Source organism: Streptomyces sp. NPDC047971 (assembly GCF_040653355.1).
In the GTDB taxonomy this organism is placed as follows: domain Bacteria; phylum Actinomycetota; class Actinomycetes; order Streptomycetales; family Streptomycetaceae; genus Streptomyces.
In genome coordinates this window covers 1-13,857 of record NZ_JBEZNW010000076.1, presented here as the reverse complement: position 1 = coordinate 13,857, position 13,857 = coordinate 1, and the positions used below count along the sequence as shown (strand labels likewise).

At 71.2% G+C, this 13,857-nt stretch carries 11 protein-coding genes; 5 read left to right on the top strand and 6 right to left on the bottom strand.

Going from position 1 to position 13,857, the window contains the following annotated elements; genetic code table 11:
* Positions 1 to 126 precede the first annotated feature (126 nt).
* From AB0D99_RS35215 to AB0D99_RS35190, 6 genes are all read right to left on the bottom strand, one after another.
* On the bottom strand, positions 127 to 2,031 hold the full coding sequence (locus AB0D99_RS35215) for an anthranilate synthase family protein (protein WP_362372168.1): 1,905 nt from the start codon (positions 2,029 to 2,031) through the stop codon (positions 127 to 129).
* A complete protein-coding gene (locus tag AB0D99_RS35210; RefSeq protein ID WP_362372165.1) occupies positions 2,028 to 2,651 on the bottom strand; it encodes an isochorismatase family protein in 624 nt (207 codons plus the stop codon). Before AB0D99_RS35210 ends, AB0D99_RS35215 begins: the two co-directional genes overlap by 4 nt.
* A 48-nt stretch (positions 2,652 to 2,699) precedes the next feature.
* On the bottom strand, positions 2,700 to 3,470 hold the full coding sequence (locus AB0D99_RS35205) for a 2,3-dihydro-2,3-dihydroxybenzoate dehydrogenase (RefSeq protein WP_362372162.1): 771 nt from the start codon (positions 3,468 to 3,470) through the stop codon (positions 2,700 to 2,702).
* Positions 3,471 to 3,511: 41 nt separating this feature from the next.
* Complete coding sequence (locus tag AB0D99_RS35200) at positions 3,512 to 4,684, bottom strand: 3-deoxy-7-phosphoheptulonate synthase (RefSeq protein WP_362372159.1); 1,173 nt, start codon at positions 4,682 to 4,684, stop codon at positions 3,512 to 3,514.
* Between the two features lie 252 nt (positions 4,685 to 4,936).
* On the bottom strand, positions 4,937 to 6,376 hold the full coding sequence (locus AB0D99_RS35195; RefSeq protein ID WP_362372156.1) for a multicopper oxidase domain-containing protein: 1,440 nt from the start codon (positions 6,374 to 6,376) through the stop codon (positions 4,937 to 4,939).
* 316 nt (positions 6,377 to 6,692) lie between these two features.
* On the bottom strand, positions 6,693 to 7,235 hold the full coding sequence (locus tag AB0D99_RS35190; RefSeq protein ID WP_362372153.1) for an SRPBCC family protein: 543 nt from the start codon (positions 7,233 to 7,235) through the stop codon (positions 6,693 to 6,695).
* Between the two features lie 249 nt (positions 7,236 to 7,484).
* Here AB0D99_RS35190 and AB0D99_RS35185 point away from each other — a divergent pair, with 249 nt between their 5' ends.
* The 5 genes from AB0D99_RS35185 (at position 7,485) to wrbA (ending at position 13,751) form a co-directional block, all read left to right on the top strand.
* Positions 7,485 to 9,191, top strand: coding sequence for a carboxylesterase family protein (locus AB0D99_RS35185; RefSeq protein ID WP_362372150.1), 1,707 nt, complete (start codon positions 7,485 to 7,487; stop codon positions 9,189 to 9,191).
* 26 nt (positions 9,192 to 9,217) lie between these two features.
* Complete coding sequence (gene asnB / locus AB0D99_RS35180; protein ID WP_362372147.1) at positions 9,218 to 11,074, top strand: asparagine synthase (glutamine-hydrolyzing); 1,857 nt, start codon at positions 9,218 to 9,220, stop codon at positions 11,072 to 11,074.
* A 130-nt stretch (positions 11,075 to 11,204) separates the two neighbouring features.
* Positions 11,205 to 12,107: an aquaporin gene (locus tag AB0D99_RS35175; RefSeq protein ID WP_362372144.1), complete on the top strand. Its 903-nt coding sequence runs from the start codon at positions 11,205 to 11,207 to the stop codon at positions 12,105 to 12,107.
* Positions 12,108 to 12,137: 30 nt separating this feature from the next.
* Positions 12,138 to 13,004: an arylamine N-acetyltransferase gene (locus AB0D99_RS35170; protein WP_362372141.1), complete on the top strand. Its 867-nt coding sequence runs from the start codon at positions 12,138 to 12,140 to the stop codon at positions 13,002 to 13,004.
* A gap of 129 nt (positions 13,005 to 13,133) precedes the next feature.
* The gene (gene wrbA / locus AB0D99_RS35165; RefSeq protein ID WP_362372138.1) at positions 13,134 to 13,751 is read left to right on the top strand and encodes an NAD(P)H:quinone oxidoreductase; all 618 of its coding nucleotides are present in this window, start codon (positions 13,134 to 13,136) and stop codon (positions 13,749 to 13,751) included.
* Positions 13,752 to 13,857: the final 106 nt, after the last annotated feature.

Here is a 13,857-nt window from a genome sequence, read left to right as displayed (position 1 = left end):
TGTCCCGTCCGCGAGCTCTTACCGTTGTGGTCCCCCACCCGCGCCCCGCACCGGGGGCGGGCGACGGCGCACGCGGGCCGGCGGGGATCTCCGGCGGCGCCGCGTCGTGTGGGTCCCGCCGCTCCCCTACCGCGCCGCCTGCACGGCGACGCCGCTCTTCACGAGCCCGCCCAGCATCGAGGCGACGATCCGCGGGCCGCTCTGGGTGAGCACGGACTCGGCGTGGAACTGCATCGACGCGAAGCCGGCGCCGCGCAGCGCGTGCACCTCGCCGGTCCCCGGGTCCCTGCTGACCTCGACCGGGCCGAACTCCGGGTGCAGGAAGGCGTCCTCGGCGCAGCGCGCGGCGAAGGTGTTGTAGAAGCCGACCCGTTCCCGCGCGCCGAAGAGGTCGATCTCCTTCTGGACGCCCTGGTTGGGGACGTCCCTGCGGGCGAGGTCCAGGCCGAGGCGCAGGCCGAGGACCTGGTGGCTGAGGCAGACCGCGAGGAACGGCCGGCGCTCGCCGAGCAGGCGGGCGACGGCGGACCGCAGATGAGCGATCTTGGGGTGGCCGGCCTCGCGCGGATCGCCGGGGCCGGGGCCCATGATGACGAGGTCGTAGCCGTCGAACCCGTACTCCTCGTCGAAGCGCCGGACCGTCACCTCCGGCCCCAGGGCCCGGACCTGCTGTCCGATCATGGAGGTGAAGGTGTCCTCGGCGTCGACGATCAGGACGCGCTGTCCGGCGAGGGCGGGATCGGGCCTGCCCCGGCCCGACTCCTCGGCCAGCCAGAAGCCGGCGATGGTGGCGTTGCGCCGCTCCAGCGCCTCCCGTACCCGCGGGTGGGCGCGGAAGCGGGAGCCGCCGTCGTCCTGGAGCGCGGAGAGCAGCCCGGCGGCCTTGGCGCGGGTCTCGGCGACCTCCGACACCGGGTCGGAGTGGCGCACCAGGGTGGCGCCGACGCCGATGGAGACCCGGCCGCCCGCGTCGATGTCGGCGGTGCGGATGAGGATGGCGGAGTCCATGGCCCGGCCGCCGAGCGCGTCGCGGCCGATGAGGGCGGCGATGCCGCTGTAGTAACCCCGGCCCCGGGGCTCGTACTTGGAGATCACCTTGCAGGCGCTCTCCAGCGGCGAGCCCGTCACCGTCGGCGCGAACAGCGTCTCGCGCAGGATCTCCCGCGGGTCGCGGTCGGTCTGGCCCTCGATGAAGTACTCGGTGTGCGCGAGACGGGCCATCTCCTTGAGGTACGGGCCGACGACCCGGCCGCCGCCCTCGCAGATCCGGGCCATCATCTTCAGCTCCTCGTCGACGACCATGTACAGCTCGTCGGCCTCCTTGCGGTCGGCGAGGAAGTCGAGGACGCCGGGGAGGGTGGGCCCGGAGGCCGGGTAGCGGTACGTGCCGCTGATGGGGTTCATGACGGCGGTGCCGTCGGCGAGGCTGACGTGACGCTCGGGGGACGCGCCGACGAAGGTGCGGTCCCCGGTGTGGATGAGGAAGGTCCAGTACGCGCCCGACTCGCGTTCCAGGAGCCGGCGGAAGAAGGTCAGCGCGCTGCCGGGGCCGTAGTCGGTGATGTCGACGGTGAAGGAGCGGCGGATGACGAAGTTGGCGCCCTCGCCGGTGCCGATCTCGTCGGCGACGACCCGGCGCACGATCTCCGCGTAGGCGTCGTCGTCGACGTCGAAGCTCCCGTCGCCGAGGGTGATCGGGACGTCGGGGATCGCGGCGAGGACGGTGTCGAGCGGGACGGTGGTCTGCTCGGTGACGCTCATCGCGATGAGCGGGGCGCCGTCGTCGGTCCGGTCGTAGCCGCGCTCGCCGATCTGGCGGTACGGGACGACGGCGAGGACCTCGTGACGGGCGGTGCCGGTGCCGTCCTCGCGCAGCGGGAGATCGGCGAGGGTCGCGGGCAGCGAGACCTCGCCGGTCAGCAGGTCGAGGGCGCCGGGCCCGGTGGTCTCGGGCCGGTGCAGCACGGCGAAGGCGGGCGGGTTCGGGCCGAGGATCCGGTGCAGCAGGTCGGGAAGGGCCGGTGTGGTCACCCCAGCACCTCCTTGGCGGTGGTGACGACGGCACAGCGCTTGGCCGCGTACGCGACGGCCGAGCGGTGCTCGGCCTCGGTGAAGTCGCCGATGGCGTCGGCGACGAGGAAGGTCTCGATGTCGTGGGTGAACGCCTCGACGGCGCTGGCGAGCACACCGATGTGTGCGTAGACCCCGCAGATGATCAGCTGGTCGCGGCCGTGGAAGCGCATCCGCTCCAGGAGGTCCGTCTTGAAGAAGGCGCTGTAGCGCCACTTGGTGAGCAGCCAGTCGCCCGAGGCGGGGGCGAGCGGCTCGACGATCTCGCGGTCGGCGGGGTCGAGGCGCATCCCGGGGCCCCAGAAGTCGGCGAGCAGACCGCGCTGTTCGGGGGTCATGCCGCCGGGCTGGGCGGTGTACGCGACGGGGACGCCGCGGGCCGCGCAACGGTCGCGGAGCAGGGCCGCGTTGGTGATGATCTCCTCGCGGAGCGGCGAGGGGAAGGGCGCCAGGAAGTAGCGCTGCATGTCGTGGACGAGCAGCACGGCGCGGTCCGGGTCCACGGTCCAGTGCGGGGTGACCGGCGGCAGGGCGCCGGCGGTCGGCAGCGGATAGGCCTCGATGGGGGGTATCCCGGCCATGACCGTCCTCTCGTGACGTGTGTGCGGAGTTCGCGGGGTGGGGGTGGGTCAGGCGCCGAGGGACGCGCCGCCGTCGACGGTGAGGTCGTGCAGCGTGATGTGGGACGCCTGGTCCGACAGGAGGAAGACGACGGCCTCGGCGATGTCGGTGGGCAGGGCCAGCTTCTTCAGCGGGATGCCGACGCGGTACGCCTCGGGGCGGCCCTCGATCGTGCCCTTCGGCCCGGTCTCGTCGTGCCACATCGAGGAGAGCATCGGGGTGTCCGTGGAGCCGGGCGCGACCAGGTTGCAGCGGATGCCGTAGGGGGCGACCTCAAGCCCCAGCGACTTGGTGAAGAGGGAGGCGGCGGCCTTGGAGGCGGCGTACGCGGCCATCTCGGTGCGCGGGGTGTTGGCCGCGTTGGAGGCGACGGTGACGAGGGCGCCGGAGCCGCGCGGGATCATCCGGTCGACGACGGCGCGGGAGACCTGGAAGACGCCGGTGGCGTTGACGGCGAAGGTGGCCGCCCAGTCCTCGTCGGAGAAGGTCCGGACGGGGCCGAGGCGCAGGACACCGGCCGCGTTGACGAGGTAGTCGATCGGGCCGAGGCGCCGCTCGGCCTCCTCGACCAGGGCGGTGACCTGGGCGCTGTCGGTGACGTCGGCAGGGAACGCCTCGACGGCCAGTCCCTCGACGACGAAGGCCGCGACGCGCTGCTTGAGCGTGGACTCGTCCCGGTCGACGGCCGCGACGGTCACACCGCGCTCGGCGAGCGCGCGGACCACCGCGGCGCCGATGCCGCCCGCGGCGCCGGTGACGAGGGCGATCTTGTCCTGCATCTCACTACCTCCGGGGTTCCGGTACGGGTTGAGGGGCGGTCTCAGGCGCGCCAGGCCGAGATGGCGGTGACGGCCTGTCCGGGGTTGAGCCGCGGGTCGCAGAAGCTGGTGTAGTGCTCGCCGCAGCGGCCGACCCACTGCTCGCCGAGGACGCACTCGGTGACGTCGTCGGGTGTGGTCTCCAGGTGCACGCCGCCGGCGATGCCGCCGGAGGAGCGCACGGCGAGCTGGAACTCGGAGATCTCCCGCTCGACGGTGGTGGTGTAGCGGGTCTTGAGTCCGCCGGGCGCGGTGACGGTGTTGCCGTGCATGGGGTCGGTCAGCCAGATCACCGGGTGGCCGGCGGCGCGGACCGCCTCGACGAGCGGCGGCAGCTTCTGGGCGACCTTCTCGGCGCCCATGCGGGCGATGAGGGTGAGCCGGCCGGGCTCGCGGGCCGGGTCGAGAATCTCGCAGAGCGTGAGCAGCTCGTCGGGGGTCATGCTGGGCCCGACCTTGCAGGCGACCGGGTTGACGACCTCGGCGAGCAGGGCGACGTGGGCGCCGTCGGTCTGGCGGGTGCGTTCGCCGATCCACGGGAAGTGGGTGGAGGCGAGCAGCAGCCTGCCCTCGTCGTCGCGCCGGAGCATCGGCACCTCGTAGTCGAGGAGCAGGGCCTCGTGGCTCGTCCAGACCGGCGGGTCGATGACCGGGCGGCCGACGGGCTTGCGCCAGCCGAGGTGGCCCATGATGTCGTTGGCCGCCATGTAGCCGGTGAGCAGGCGCAGCGGGTCGGGGCGGCGGGACTCCGGGTCGGGTTCGGGGCCGTTGACCATGTGGCCCCGGTAGACGGGGAGTTCGAGCTCGCCGACCTTCTCGGTGTCGTTGGAGCGGGGCTTGGCGAACTGTCCGGCCATGCGGCCCACGCGGATCACCGGCTTGTGCGTGATCATCTTCATCGCGCCCGCGAGCAGGTCGAGGACGGCGGCCTTGCGGGCGACGTGCGCGGCGGTGGACTCGTCGGGGTCCTCGGAGCAGTCGCCGGACTGGACGATCACGGCCTCGCCCGCGGCGACCCTGGCGAGGAGGTTGCGCAGGGTGTGCACGTCCTGGGGGCTGACCAGGGCGGGGCGGACGCTCAGCTCCTCCCGTACGCGCTCCACCTGCGAGGAGTCGTCCCACACGGGCTGTTGCAGAGCCGGCCTTCGCCGGATGTCGAGCAGAGTGTTGTCCACAGGGAGTCTCTCCTAAGACGACAGGACGACGGGTGCGGGTGGGATTCTTCGGGGCGGGATCCGAAAAGGGCCGGCCGGGCGGGCAACCGAACCGGTCCGACGAACCGGTGTCTCGCGAATGGGTGTGCCACGACTGGGCCGGCCGGCCCGTAATTCCCTCGAATCATCCGTCGTTCACTGGCTCACGGCCAATGGTGACGGACGCACTCCGTCAAGTGGGCGGAGAATCCATCAGGTCGGTTGGTCCGCTGTTCACACGACTTCCATCTGGGCCATCATTCCCATGGCCGCGTGGTCGAGCATGTGGCAGTGGTACAGGTACTTTCCGCGATAGCTGTCGAATGTTGCCTGGAACTTCACCGTCTCGCCGGGCATCACACGGATCGTGTCCTTGAGCCCCGCCTCTGCGGGGCCGGGCGGATTTCCGTTGCGTTCCAGTACACGGAACTGCACCAGGTGAATGTGGAAGTTATGCGGAATGGCCTGATTGCTGTTGGTCACCGTCCAGATCTCCGAGCCGCCCCAGGGGACGGTGTTGTCGATTCGGTGGTGGTCGTAGACCTTTCCGTCCATGTAGCCCTGCGGGGCGGGCCTGCCGTCCTCGTCCATGCTCATGACGACGGTCCGGCGGCCGGTGACGGCCGGCAGCGGAGGCAGGGTGCGCAGTGTGGCGGGTACGGCGCTGGGGTCCTTCGCGGTCTTGACCACGTCGAAGCGCATGACCTTTCCGGTCAGTTCGGCCGGCCCCGGACCCTCGGTGTTCTCCAGGACGATCTGGGTGCCGACGGGATATCGGGAGAAGTCGATGACGACATCGGCGCGTTCGCCCGGTGAGAGGGCGACGGTGTCGGTGGAGAACGGTCGCTCCAGGAGGCCGCCGTCGGAACCGATCTGGATGAAGGGCGAGCCGTCCGCGAGCCGCAGGGTGAAGAACCGCAGATTGGTGGAGTTCAGCAGCCGGAAGCGGTATTTGCGGGCCGCGACCTGGAAATGCGGCCAGGCCCTGCCGTTGGCCATGATGGTCGACCGGCCGCGGAAGTCGTCCATGGCGTAGACGAGTTGTCCGGCGGCGTCGAAGTTCCCCTCGCGCAGCATGATCGGCACGTCGTACGCGCCCGAGGGCAGCGGAAGCGCCTGCTCCTCGGCATCGGTGAGCAGGTAGAACGCGGAGAGACCGCGGTAGACGTGCTCGGACTCCATGTGGTGGGCGTGGTCGTGCAGCCACAGCGGGGCGTGGCCCTGCCGGTTCGGGTAGTGGTACGCGCGCACGCCGCCGGGGGCGATGGTGGCCATCGGGTCCCCGTCGTGCTCGGGGGCGACGTGCCCGCCGTGCAGATGGATCGAGGTCGGCATGTCCAGCTTGTTGTACTGGTTGATGACGACGGGACGGCCCGAGGTGGCCCGGATGAGCCCGGGGAAGCCGCCGTTGAAGGTGATGACCTCGGTGAGCTGCCCGGGCAGGATCTCCTTGGTGGTCCGTTTGATCGAGATGTTGTAGGTGTCGACGCCGTCGGCGGTCGAGCTGGGCGCGATGACCTGCGGCAGAGGCATCGGCCGGGTGAAGAACGCGACGGCGGTCGCGTCGGCCGCGGTGGCCGATGCCGCGCCGAGCAGCGGGGTCAGGGCTGCGCCGGTGGCCATCGTGCCGCCTGTCGCCAGGGCGGCACCGATGAACCGTCGTCTGGAAAGCATGGGGATTCCCCTCGTCATGGGCGCGCCCTGTGCGCACCCGTATCTCCGTGCTTCGTGGGGGGACGTGGGGGGCCTGTGGGGGTGTGGGGGTGTGGGGCCCCGGCGCGCGACGGGGCGCGGGGGCGGTTCGTGGGGCCCGGCGCGGTCGCGGGCGGGGGCGCGGACCTGGGCGCGGGGCGGTGCGGAACGCTCGCCGGCGCACGACGGGCGCGGGCGGTTCCGGGCGGGGGCTCACGGCGCGCCGCGGGCCGGGCGCGCGTCGGGCCGGCCCTTGCGGGCCGGCCCGTCGATGCGTCGTTCCTGGTGGCGGTGGGCGTCAGTCCTTCTCGACGACGACCTTGATCCTGCCCAGGGTCTCGGTGACGTCCCGGGTCATCTTGGCCGTCCAGTCGGAGATGAACTTCTGCTTGTCGGCCTCGTGCATGTCCTTGGTGATCTCGTGGATTCCGGGCGACGCGTAGCCCATGCGGAATGTCTGGGAGAGCGTGGCTCCGTTCTCGGCGGGCTCGACGAGGAACGACCAGGTGAGCTCCTGGGGCTCGCCGGTCTTGGAGTGGATCTTCCAGCGGAAAGCACGGCCGGGAGTGGTCTCCACGACCTCCGACTTCGTGTGCCAGATTCCGCGGATCAGCGGCGCCCAGGACACGATGTCGTCGCTGCGGAAGTTCTCGCCCTCGAAGATCGAACCGACCTTCCCGGGCTCTCCGGACAGCCAGCGGCCGCCCTGGAGTTCCGAGCTCCATTCGGAATGCCGCTGCATGTCGCTGACGATCGAGTAGATCTTGTCGGCGGAGGCCGCGATATGAATCTCGGCGCCCAGCTCGAAAAGGGGGCGGGAGTCCAGAATCGACGTTGTCATGCCTGGATAGTGCCGAGCCCCATGGGTGTGCTCAAAGGGTCGGAGGTGAATCCGTCAGGTCACCGTGACGCTGCTTCGGAGGCCGATCCGACTGACCTGACTGAGTACGCCGAACCGCATTGGCCGAGGCCAGGACCTGCGGCACCCTCGCATCGTCGTCACTCTTCGACGCGCCAAGTCTTTTGGCATTCGCATACCCGGGGAGTTTTGTTTATGGACCGGTCGGGAGTTGGACATGAGCCGTCACCCATGCCACGGAGACGTACGGTCGTCGCGGCCGCCGCAGCGGTGGCGACGGCGGTGACCGTACCGGCCGGCGCGGCCTCGGCCGCGGGGACGGACGGCGGGGTGCGGACCGGTGGCGGCGGCGAGGCCACCAGTGTCGTCACCCGTGTCGGCGGCGGTCTGATCAGGGGCGAACGGGCCGGCGGACTGTCCGTCTTCCGCGGGGTGCCCTACGCCGCTCCCCCGGTCGGCGACCTGCGTTACCGCTCTCCGCGCCCGGTCAGCCCCTGGCGCGGAATCCGTGACGCGACCGCGTTCGCGCCCGTCTCGTACCAGTCGTACCTGCCGGACTCCAGCGAGGACAGCCTCTACGCGAACGTCTGGACCCCGGACACCGCCGGCGCCCGGCCCGTCGTGGTCTACATCCACGGCGGCGGCTGGTTCCTCGGCGCCGGCAGCGAGCCGGACTTCGACGGCGCCCGGCCCGCCGCCCACGGCGACATGGTCGTCCTCACCTTCAACTACCGGCTGGGCGCCCTCGGCTGGGGCCTGCACGAGGACCTGCTCGACGAACGCACCGGCGGGTACGCGAACTGGGGCCTGCAGGACCAGGTGGCGCTGCTGCACTGGGTGCGCCGCAACGCGGCCGCCTTCGGCGGCGACCCCGACAACATCACCCTGGCCGGCACCTCGGCCGGCGGGTCCTCGACCTGGCAGCTCGGTCTCCTTCCCGAACTGCGCGGAACCGTGCGCCGGATCGTCCCCATCAGCGTCAAGCACGTGTGGGAACCGGCGAGTTCGCTGAGCCGGGAGGACTCGCACCGGGTCTTCGAGCTGGTCGCCCGGAAGCTCGGCACCACCGTGCGGGGCCTGCGCTCCGTGCCGGCCGCCCGGCTCAAGGACACCTGGGAGAAGATCTTCTCGGGCAGCCCCGTCGACCGCGAGATATCCACCTGGCGCGAGTACCAGGGCCCGGTCGTCGACGGCCGCTGGATGCTCGGCCACGACTTCGAGCTGCCCACCCCCGAGCTGCCCACCCTGTCGATCTACGGCCGGACCGAGGGCACCTTCTTCACCACCGGGCCCGGCTACCCCTTCCCCGGCCCCCATCCCACCGACGACGAGAGCCTGCGGAGCGCGATCCGCGCCGTGCTGCACAAGGGCGCGGCCCATGTGGCCGACACGGAGGTGGACGCCGCGATCTCCGCCTACCGCAGGGCGGCCGCGATCGACGGACTCCCGCAGGACCCGGTGTCCATCTGGGGCGCGATCTGGGGCGACAGCCTCTTCCGCTACCAGATCACCCGGCTCGCCGAGCGGCAGGCCACCGAGCGCCCCGACGTCCCCAGCTATCTGGTGGAGTTCGCGCACCCGGTGGCGCCGCCGCTGACCGGAACCCCGCACGAGGCCACGTCCAAGTTCCTCTTCGGCACCTACGGCTCGGCGGCCAACGCCCCGCACTACGGCGACGGCCCGCTGGAGCGGCTGGTCTCGGACACCTTCATCGACCTGGTGTCCTCCTTCGCCCACGGCAGGGCGCCGAGCAGCCCGAACGCCCCCGCGGTGCCGGTGTTCTCGCCGGACCGGCCCTCCACGCTGATCCTCGGCGGGGAGCGGGTCGCCGAGGTCGGCGAGCGGTCCGCGCTGCGTCAGCTCGCCCACTGGGACACCGCCGGCTGGGTCCCGGTCCCGAAGCCCGCCACCGGCTCCCGGCTCCGTACATCCCGCTGATCATTCGAGAAAGGACCTGAGGCGCCATGTGCGGACTCACCGGCTGGGTCGCCTACGACCGCGACCTGACGCTCGGCGGCGACACCGCCGAGGCCATGACCCGGACCCTGGAGTGCCGGGGACCGGACGACGGCGGCATCTGGCTCACCCGGCACGCCGCCCTGGGCCACCGCCGTCTCTCCATCATCGACCTGGAGAACGGCCGCCAGCCCATGCACGCCGTCCCCGGCGACGACGGCCAGCCCGTCCTCGTCTACACCGGCGAGGTCTACAACTTCCGCGAGCTGAAGGAGGAACTCACCGCCCTCGGGCACGAGTTCCGCACCGCGTCCGACACCGAGGTCGTGCTGCACGCCTACCTCCAGTGGGGCGAGGAGTTCGCCGAACGGCTGAACGGCATGTACGCGCTGGCGATCTGGGACCCGCGCAGCGAGGAACTCCTCCTGGTCCGCGACCGGATGGGCGTCAAGCCGCTCTACTACTACCCCACCGCCGACGGCGTCCTCTTCGGCTCCGAGCCCAAGTCGATCCTCGCCCACCCCGAGGCGGAGGCCGTGGTCGACGCCGAGGGCCTCGCCGAGATCTTCGCCATCATCAACACCCCCGGCCACGCCGTCTTCAAGGGGATGCGCGAGGTCGTCCCCGGCACCTCCGTCCGCTTCACCAGGGCGGGCTCCACCACCCGTACGTACTGGACGCTCCAGGCCCGCCCGCACACGGACGACCTGGACACCACCATCGCCACCGTCCGCGAACTGCTCGAGGACATCATCGAGCGGCAGCTGATCGCCGACGTGAAGGTGGGCACCCTGCTCTCCGGCGGTCTGGACTCCAGCGCCGTGACCGCGCTCGCCGCGAAGGTGCTGCGCGACCAGGGCTCGGACGAGCGGATCACCGCCTTCTCGGTCGACTTCAAGGACCACGGCGAGACCTTCCGCGACAACGGCATCTGGATGGACCCGGACACCCCGTACGCCGTCGACGTCGCCGCACACGCCGGCGCCGAGCACGTCATCGTGGAGCTGGAGAACCAGGACATCCTCGACGACGACGTCCGCACCGCGGTGCTGCGCGCCCAGGACCTGCCGGTGTCGACCGGGGACATGGAGCATTCGCTCCACCACCTGTGCAAGGCGCTCAAGGAGCGGGTCACGGTGGCGCTGTCGGGCGAGGCGGCCGACGAGATCTTCGGCGGCTACAACTGGTTCTTCGACGAGGAGGCCGTCAACGGGGACACCTTCCCCTGGTACGACGCCTGGCGGCGGCTCGGCGGCCTGGACACGATCAAGGACATCGGGCTCTGGGAACGGCTCGGCATGGAGGAGTACGTCAAGCGCCGGTACACCGAGTCCCTGGAGGCGGTCCCGCGGCTCGCCGGCGACTCCCGGCACGAGGAGCGGATGAAGGAGCTGACCTGGCTCAACATCCAACACTGGGAGAAGTTCCTGCTGGACCGCAAGGACCGGATCTCCATGTCCACGAGCCTTGAGGTCCGCGTCCCGTTCACCGACCACCGGCTCGTCGAGTACGTCTACAACGTGCCGTGGGAGATGAAGAACTTCGACGGCCGGGAGAAGAGCCTGCTGCGCGCCGCCGCCGCGCACGTGCTGCCGCAGTCGGTCCTGGAGCGGAAGAAGAGCCCGTACCCCTCCACGCAGGACATCGCGTACGTCACCGCGCTGCGCGCCAAGGTCGAGGCGCTGCTCGCCGACGACTCCCCGGTGCTGCGGCTCGTCCCGCGCGAGGGCATCCAGCGGCTCCTCGACAGGCCGCTGGAGGAGTACTCGGCGCTCGGCGGGCTCTGGGGCACCCGGGCGGTGATGGAGCGGCTGGTCGAGTTCCATGCGTGGGTGCTCGACTACAAGGTCCGTATCGAGCTCTGACCTGCGCGTTCGCCCCACCGCGGCGTCGTGTCCGGCCTTCCGGCCGTGCGCGGCGCCGCGCACGCGTGTGTACGTCACGTCCCACCCGCGCCGCCTGTACCGACCGCATCACAGCTGGGAGTTGGTCATCATGGCCCACAGCAGTCGTCACCGGGCTCCGCGCAGGGAGCTGCTCTCCCCGCGCGCCCGCACCGTCGTCCTGGAGTTCCTGATCACGGCGGGGATCCTCTTCCTCATCGTGACCACGTCCCGCTGGATCTTCGCTCCGGACGCGCCCCTCGGCTCCGTACTGAAGGGGCGGGCGGCGTTCGTCGCGCTCGGGATCTTCTTCGGCGTCGTCAACACGGCGATCATCCACTACTCGATGTCCCGGAAGACCGCCGGGCACATGAACCCCTCGGTGAGCATCGGGCTGTGGCTGCTGCGGGTCTTCCCGGGCCGGGACGTGCTGCCGTTCTGCGTGGCGCAGATGACCGGCGCCGTGGCCGGTGTGGGGCTGGCGCGGCTGGTCTGGGGCGCGCACGTGGGGCTGCCCCAGGTCGGCTGGGCGGCGGTGGCGCCGCAGCCCGGCTGGGGCTTCTGGGGGGTGCTGACGGCGGAGACGGTCGGTCAGCTGATCTGCATGACGCTGGTGGCGGCGCTGCTGATCCGGCCGCGCTGGGAGTGGCTGATCCCCGGGGTCGTCGGGCTGTGCATCACCGGTTTCGTCATGGTCCTCGGGCCGCTCTCGGGCGGCTCGGTCAACCCGGCGCGGCAGTTCGGGCCCGCGCTGTGGGCGGGGAACTTCGGCTTCCTCACCGCGTATCTGATCGGCCCGGTCCTCGGCGCGGCGCTGGCCGCCGGCCTCGCCGCGGCGCTCAGGCCCCCGGTGGAGGAAGCGGCCGCCGAGGAGCCGGCCGGGCGGGACGGGCACACCGTCGGTCCCGCCGGGCCCGCCTTCCGCCCGGTCGTCGAAGCGGCCGTCTGTCCCGACACCATCCCGCCCGAACTCCTGCGGGAGCGCCCCGCGCACGACGACCCGTATCGCATCTGAGCATCCGAGCACCTGATCCAGGAGACAGACATGTTGGGAACCTACGGACTGCCCGTCGCCGTCGAGACCGATCCGGAGTGGCAGAGCGAGCTCCTCGACCTCGACGCCTACCTCGCCCGGATCGGCTTCGGCGGGCCCCGCACCCCCACCGCGGACACCCTGCACCGGGTGCTGCGCGGCCATATGGAGTCCATCGCGTTCGAGAACATCGACATCGCGTTGGGCCGCCCGGTCTCGCTCGACCTGGACCGGATCCAGGACAAGCTCGTCCGGGCGCGGCGGGGCGGCTACTGCTACGAGAACAACCTGCTGCTCGCCGCCGCCCTCGACCGGCTCGGCTTTCCGGTGACCCGTCTCCTCGCCCGCATCCGGCAGGGCGAGGCCAGGCGCCGCTTCCGTACCCACACGGTCCTGCTGGTCCGTGTGGAGGACCAGGTCTGGCTCGCGGACGCCGGATACGGCTACAGCGGCCTGATGGAGGCGCTGCCGCTGCGGGACGGAGCGGTCTCCTCGGTCGCGGACTGGACCTGGCGGCTGGCGGCCGACGGGCCCGACTGGGTGGTGCGGATCCCCGGGGAGGGGACGGACGACGGCTGGTTCGACATGTACGCGTTCCGCCAGGAGCCGCAGTTCCGGATCGACTTCGAGGCGGCGCACTACCTCTCCTCGACCCGTCCGGGCTCGCCGTTCGTCGGTCAGCTGGTCGCGCAGAAGGAGACGGAGAAGGAGCGCCGGCTGCTGCGGGACACGTCGCTGGAGATCCGGTACCCGGACGGGCGCGTCGAGCGGCGTGAGCTGAGCGCCGCCGATACGGTGTGCGCGCTCGGGGAGCTGTTCTCCATCGAGCTGAACGACGACGACGAGCGGGCTCTGCTGCGGTTCTTCGCCGGGAAGTGACATCCGGGTGCGGAACTTGACGGACTTTCACCGACCGCGTGGAAGGCCGCCGTTCCGTTCGGGGAAGGTCGCGAAAGGGCCCATCCGTCCGCAGCGGGCCCCCCGTCCCTACCGAGGAGCAGGTCCGTCATGACCAACGTCGCAGTCATCTACTACTCGTCGACCGGCAATGTGCACACGCTGGCGAACGCCGCCGCGCAGGCCGCGGAGAAGGCCGGTGCGGAGGTGCGGCTGCGGAAGGTGGCGGAGCTGGCCCCGCAGTCGGTCATCGACACGAAGGCGGAGTGGGCCGAGCACGTCCAGGCCACCCGCGACGTGGAGGTCGCCTCGCTCGACGACCTGGAGTGGGCCGACGTCGTGCTGATCGGCACTCCGACCCGCTTCGGCCTGCCGGCCGCGCAGATCAAGCAGTTCATCGACACCACCGGCGGCCTGTGGGCCCAGGGCAAGCTGGTCAACAAGGTCGCCGCGTCGTTCACCTCGACCTCGACCTCGCACGGCGGCCAGGAGTCGACGCTGCTCGCCCTGAACAACACCTTCTACCACTGGGGCGCCATCATCGTGGCGCCCGGCTACGCGGACCCGGTCCAGTTCGCCCCGGCCAACGGCAACCCGTACGGCGCCAGCAGCGTCTCGGCGAACGAGGCGAGCAACGTGGCCGGCGAGAACCTCGCCGCGGTCGAGTTCCAGACCCGCCGCGCCGTCGAGATCGCCACGGCGCTGAAGAAGGGCTTCGCCGCCGTCTGACGGTGGCCTCGTGGACCGGGCGGGGTCGGGCCGCCCGGGGGCGAGCACGAGAGGAGGGGGGGGGGGGGGGGTGCGGGGGCCCCCCCGAGATCGGGGGTGTGGGGGC

Excerpts from the sequence above, each read along its gene's own strand:
- AB0D99_RS35210 (WP_362372165.1), bottom strand. The coding sequence starts at position 2,651 with ATGGCCGGGATACCCCCCATCGAGGCCTATCCGCTGCCGACCGCCGGC.
- AB0D99_RS35205 (WP_362372162.1), bottom strand. The coding sequence starts at position 3,470 with ATGCAGGACAAGATCGCCCTCGTCACCGGCGCCGCGGGCGGCATCGGC.
- AB0D99_RS35195 (WP_362372156.1), bottom strand. The coding sequence starts at position 6,376 with ATGCTTTCCAGACGACGGTTCATCGGTGCCGCCCTGGCGACAGGCGGC.
- AB0D99_RS35190 (WP_362372153.1), bottom strand. The coding sequence starts at position 7,235 with ATGACAACGTCGATTCTGGACTCCCGCCCCCTTTTCGAGCTGGGCGCC.
- AB0D99_RS35185 (WP_362372150.1), top strand. The coding sequence starts at position 7,485 with ATGCCACGGAGACGTACGGTCGTCGCGGCCGCCGCAGCGGTGGCGACG.
- asnB (WP_362372147.1), top strand. The coding sequence starts at position 9,218 with ATGTGCGGACTCACCGGCTGGGTCGCCTACGACCGCGACCTGACGCTC.
- AB0D99_RS35175 (WP_362372144.1), top strand. The coding sequence starts at position 11,205 with ATGGCCCACAGCAGTCGTCACCGGGCTCCGCGCAGGGAGCTGCTCTCC.
- AB0D99_RS35170 (WP_362372141.1), top strand. The coding sequence starts at position 12,138 with ATGTTGGGAACCTACGGACTGCCCGTCGCCGTCGAGACCGATCCGGAG.
- wrbA (WP_362372138.1), top strand. The coding sequence starts at position 13,134 with ATGACCAACGTCGCAGTCATCTACTACTCGTCGACCGGCAATGTGCAC.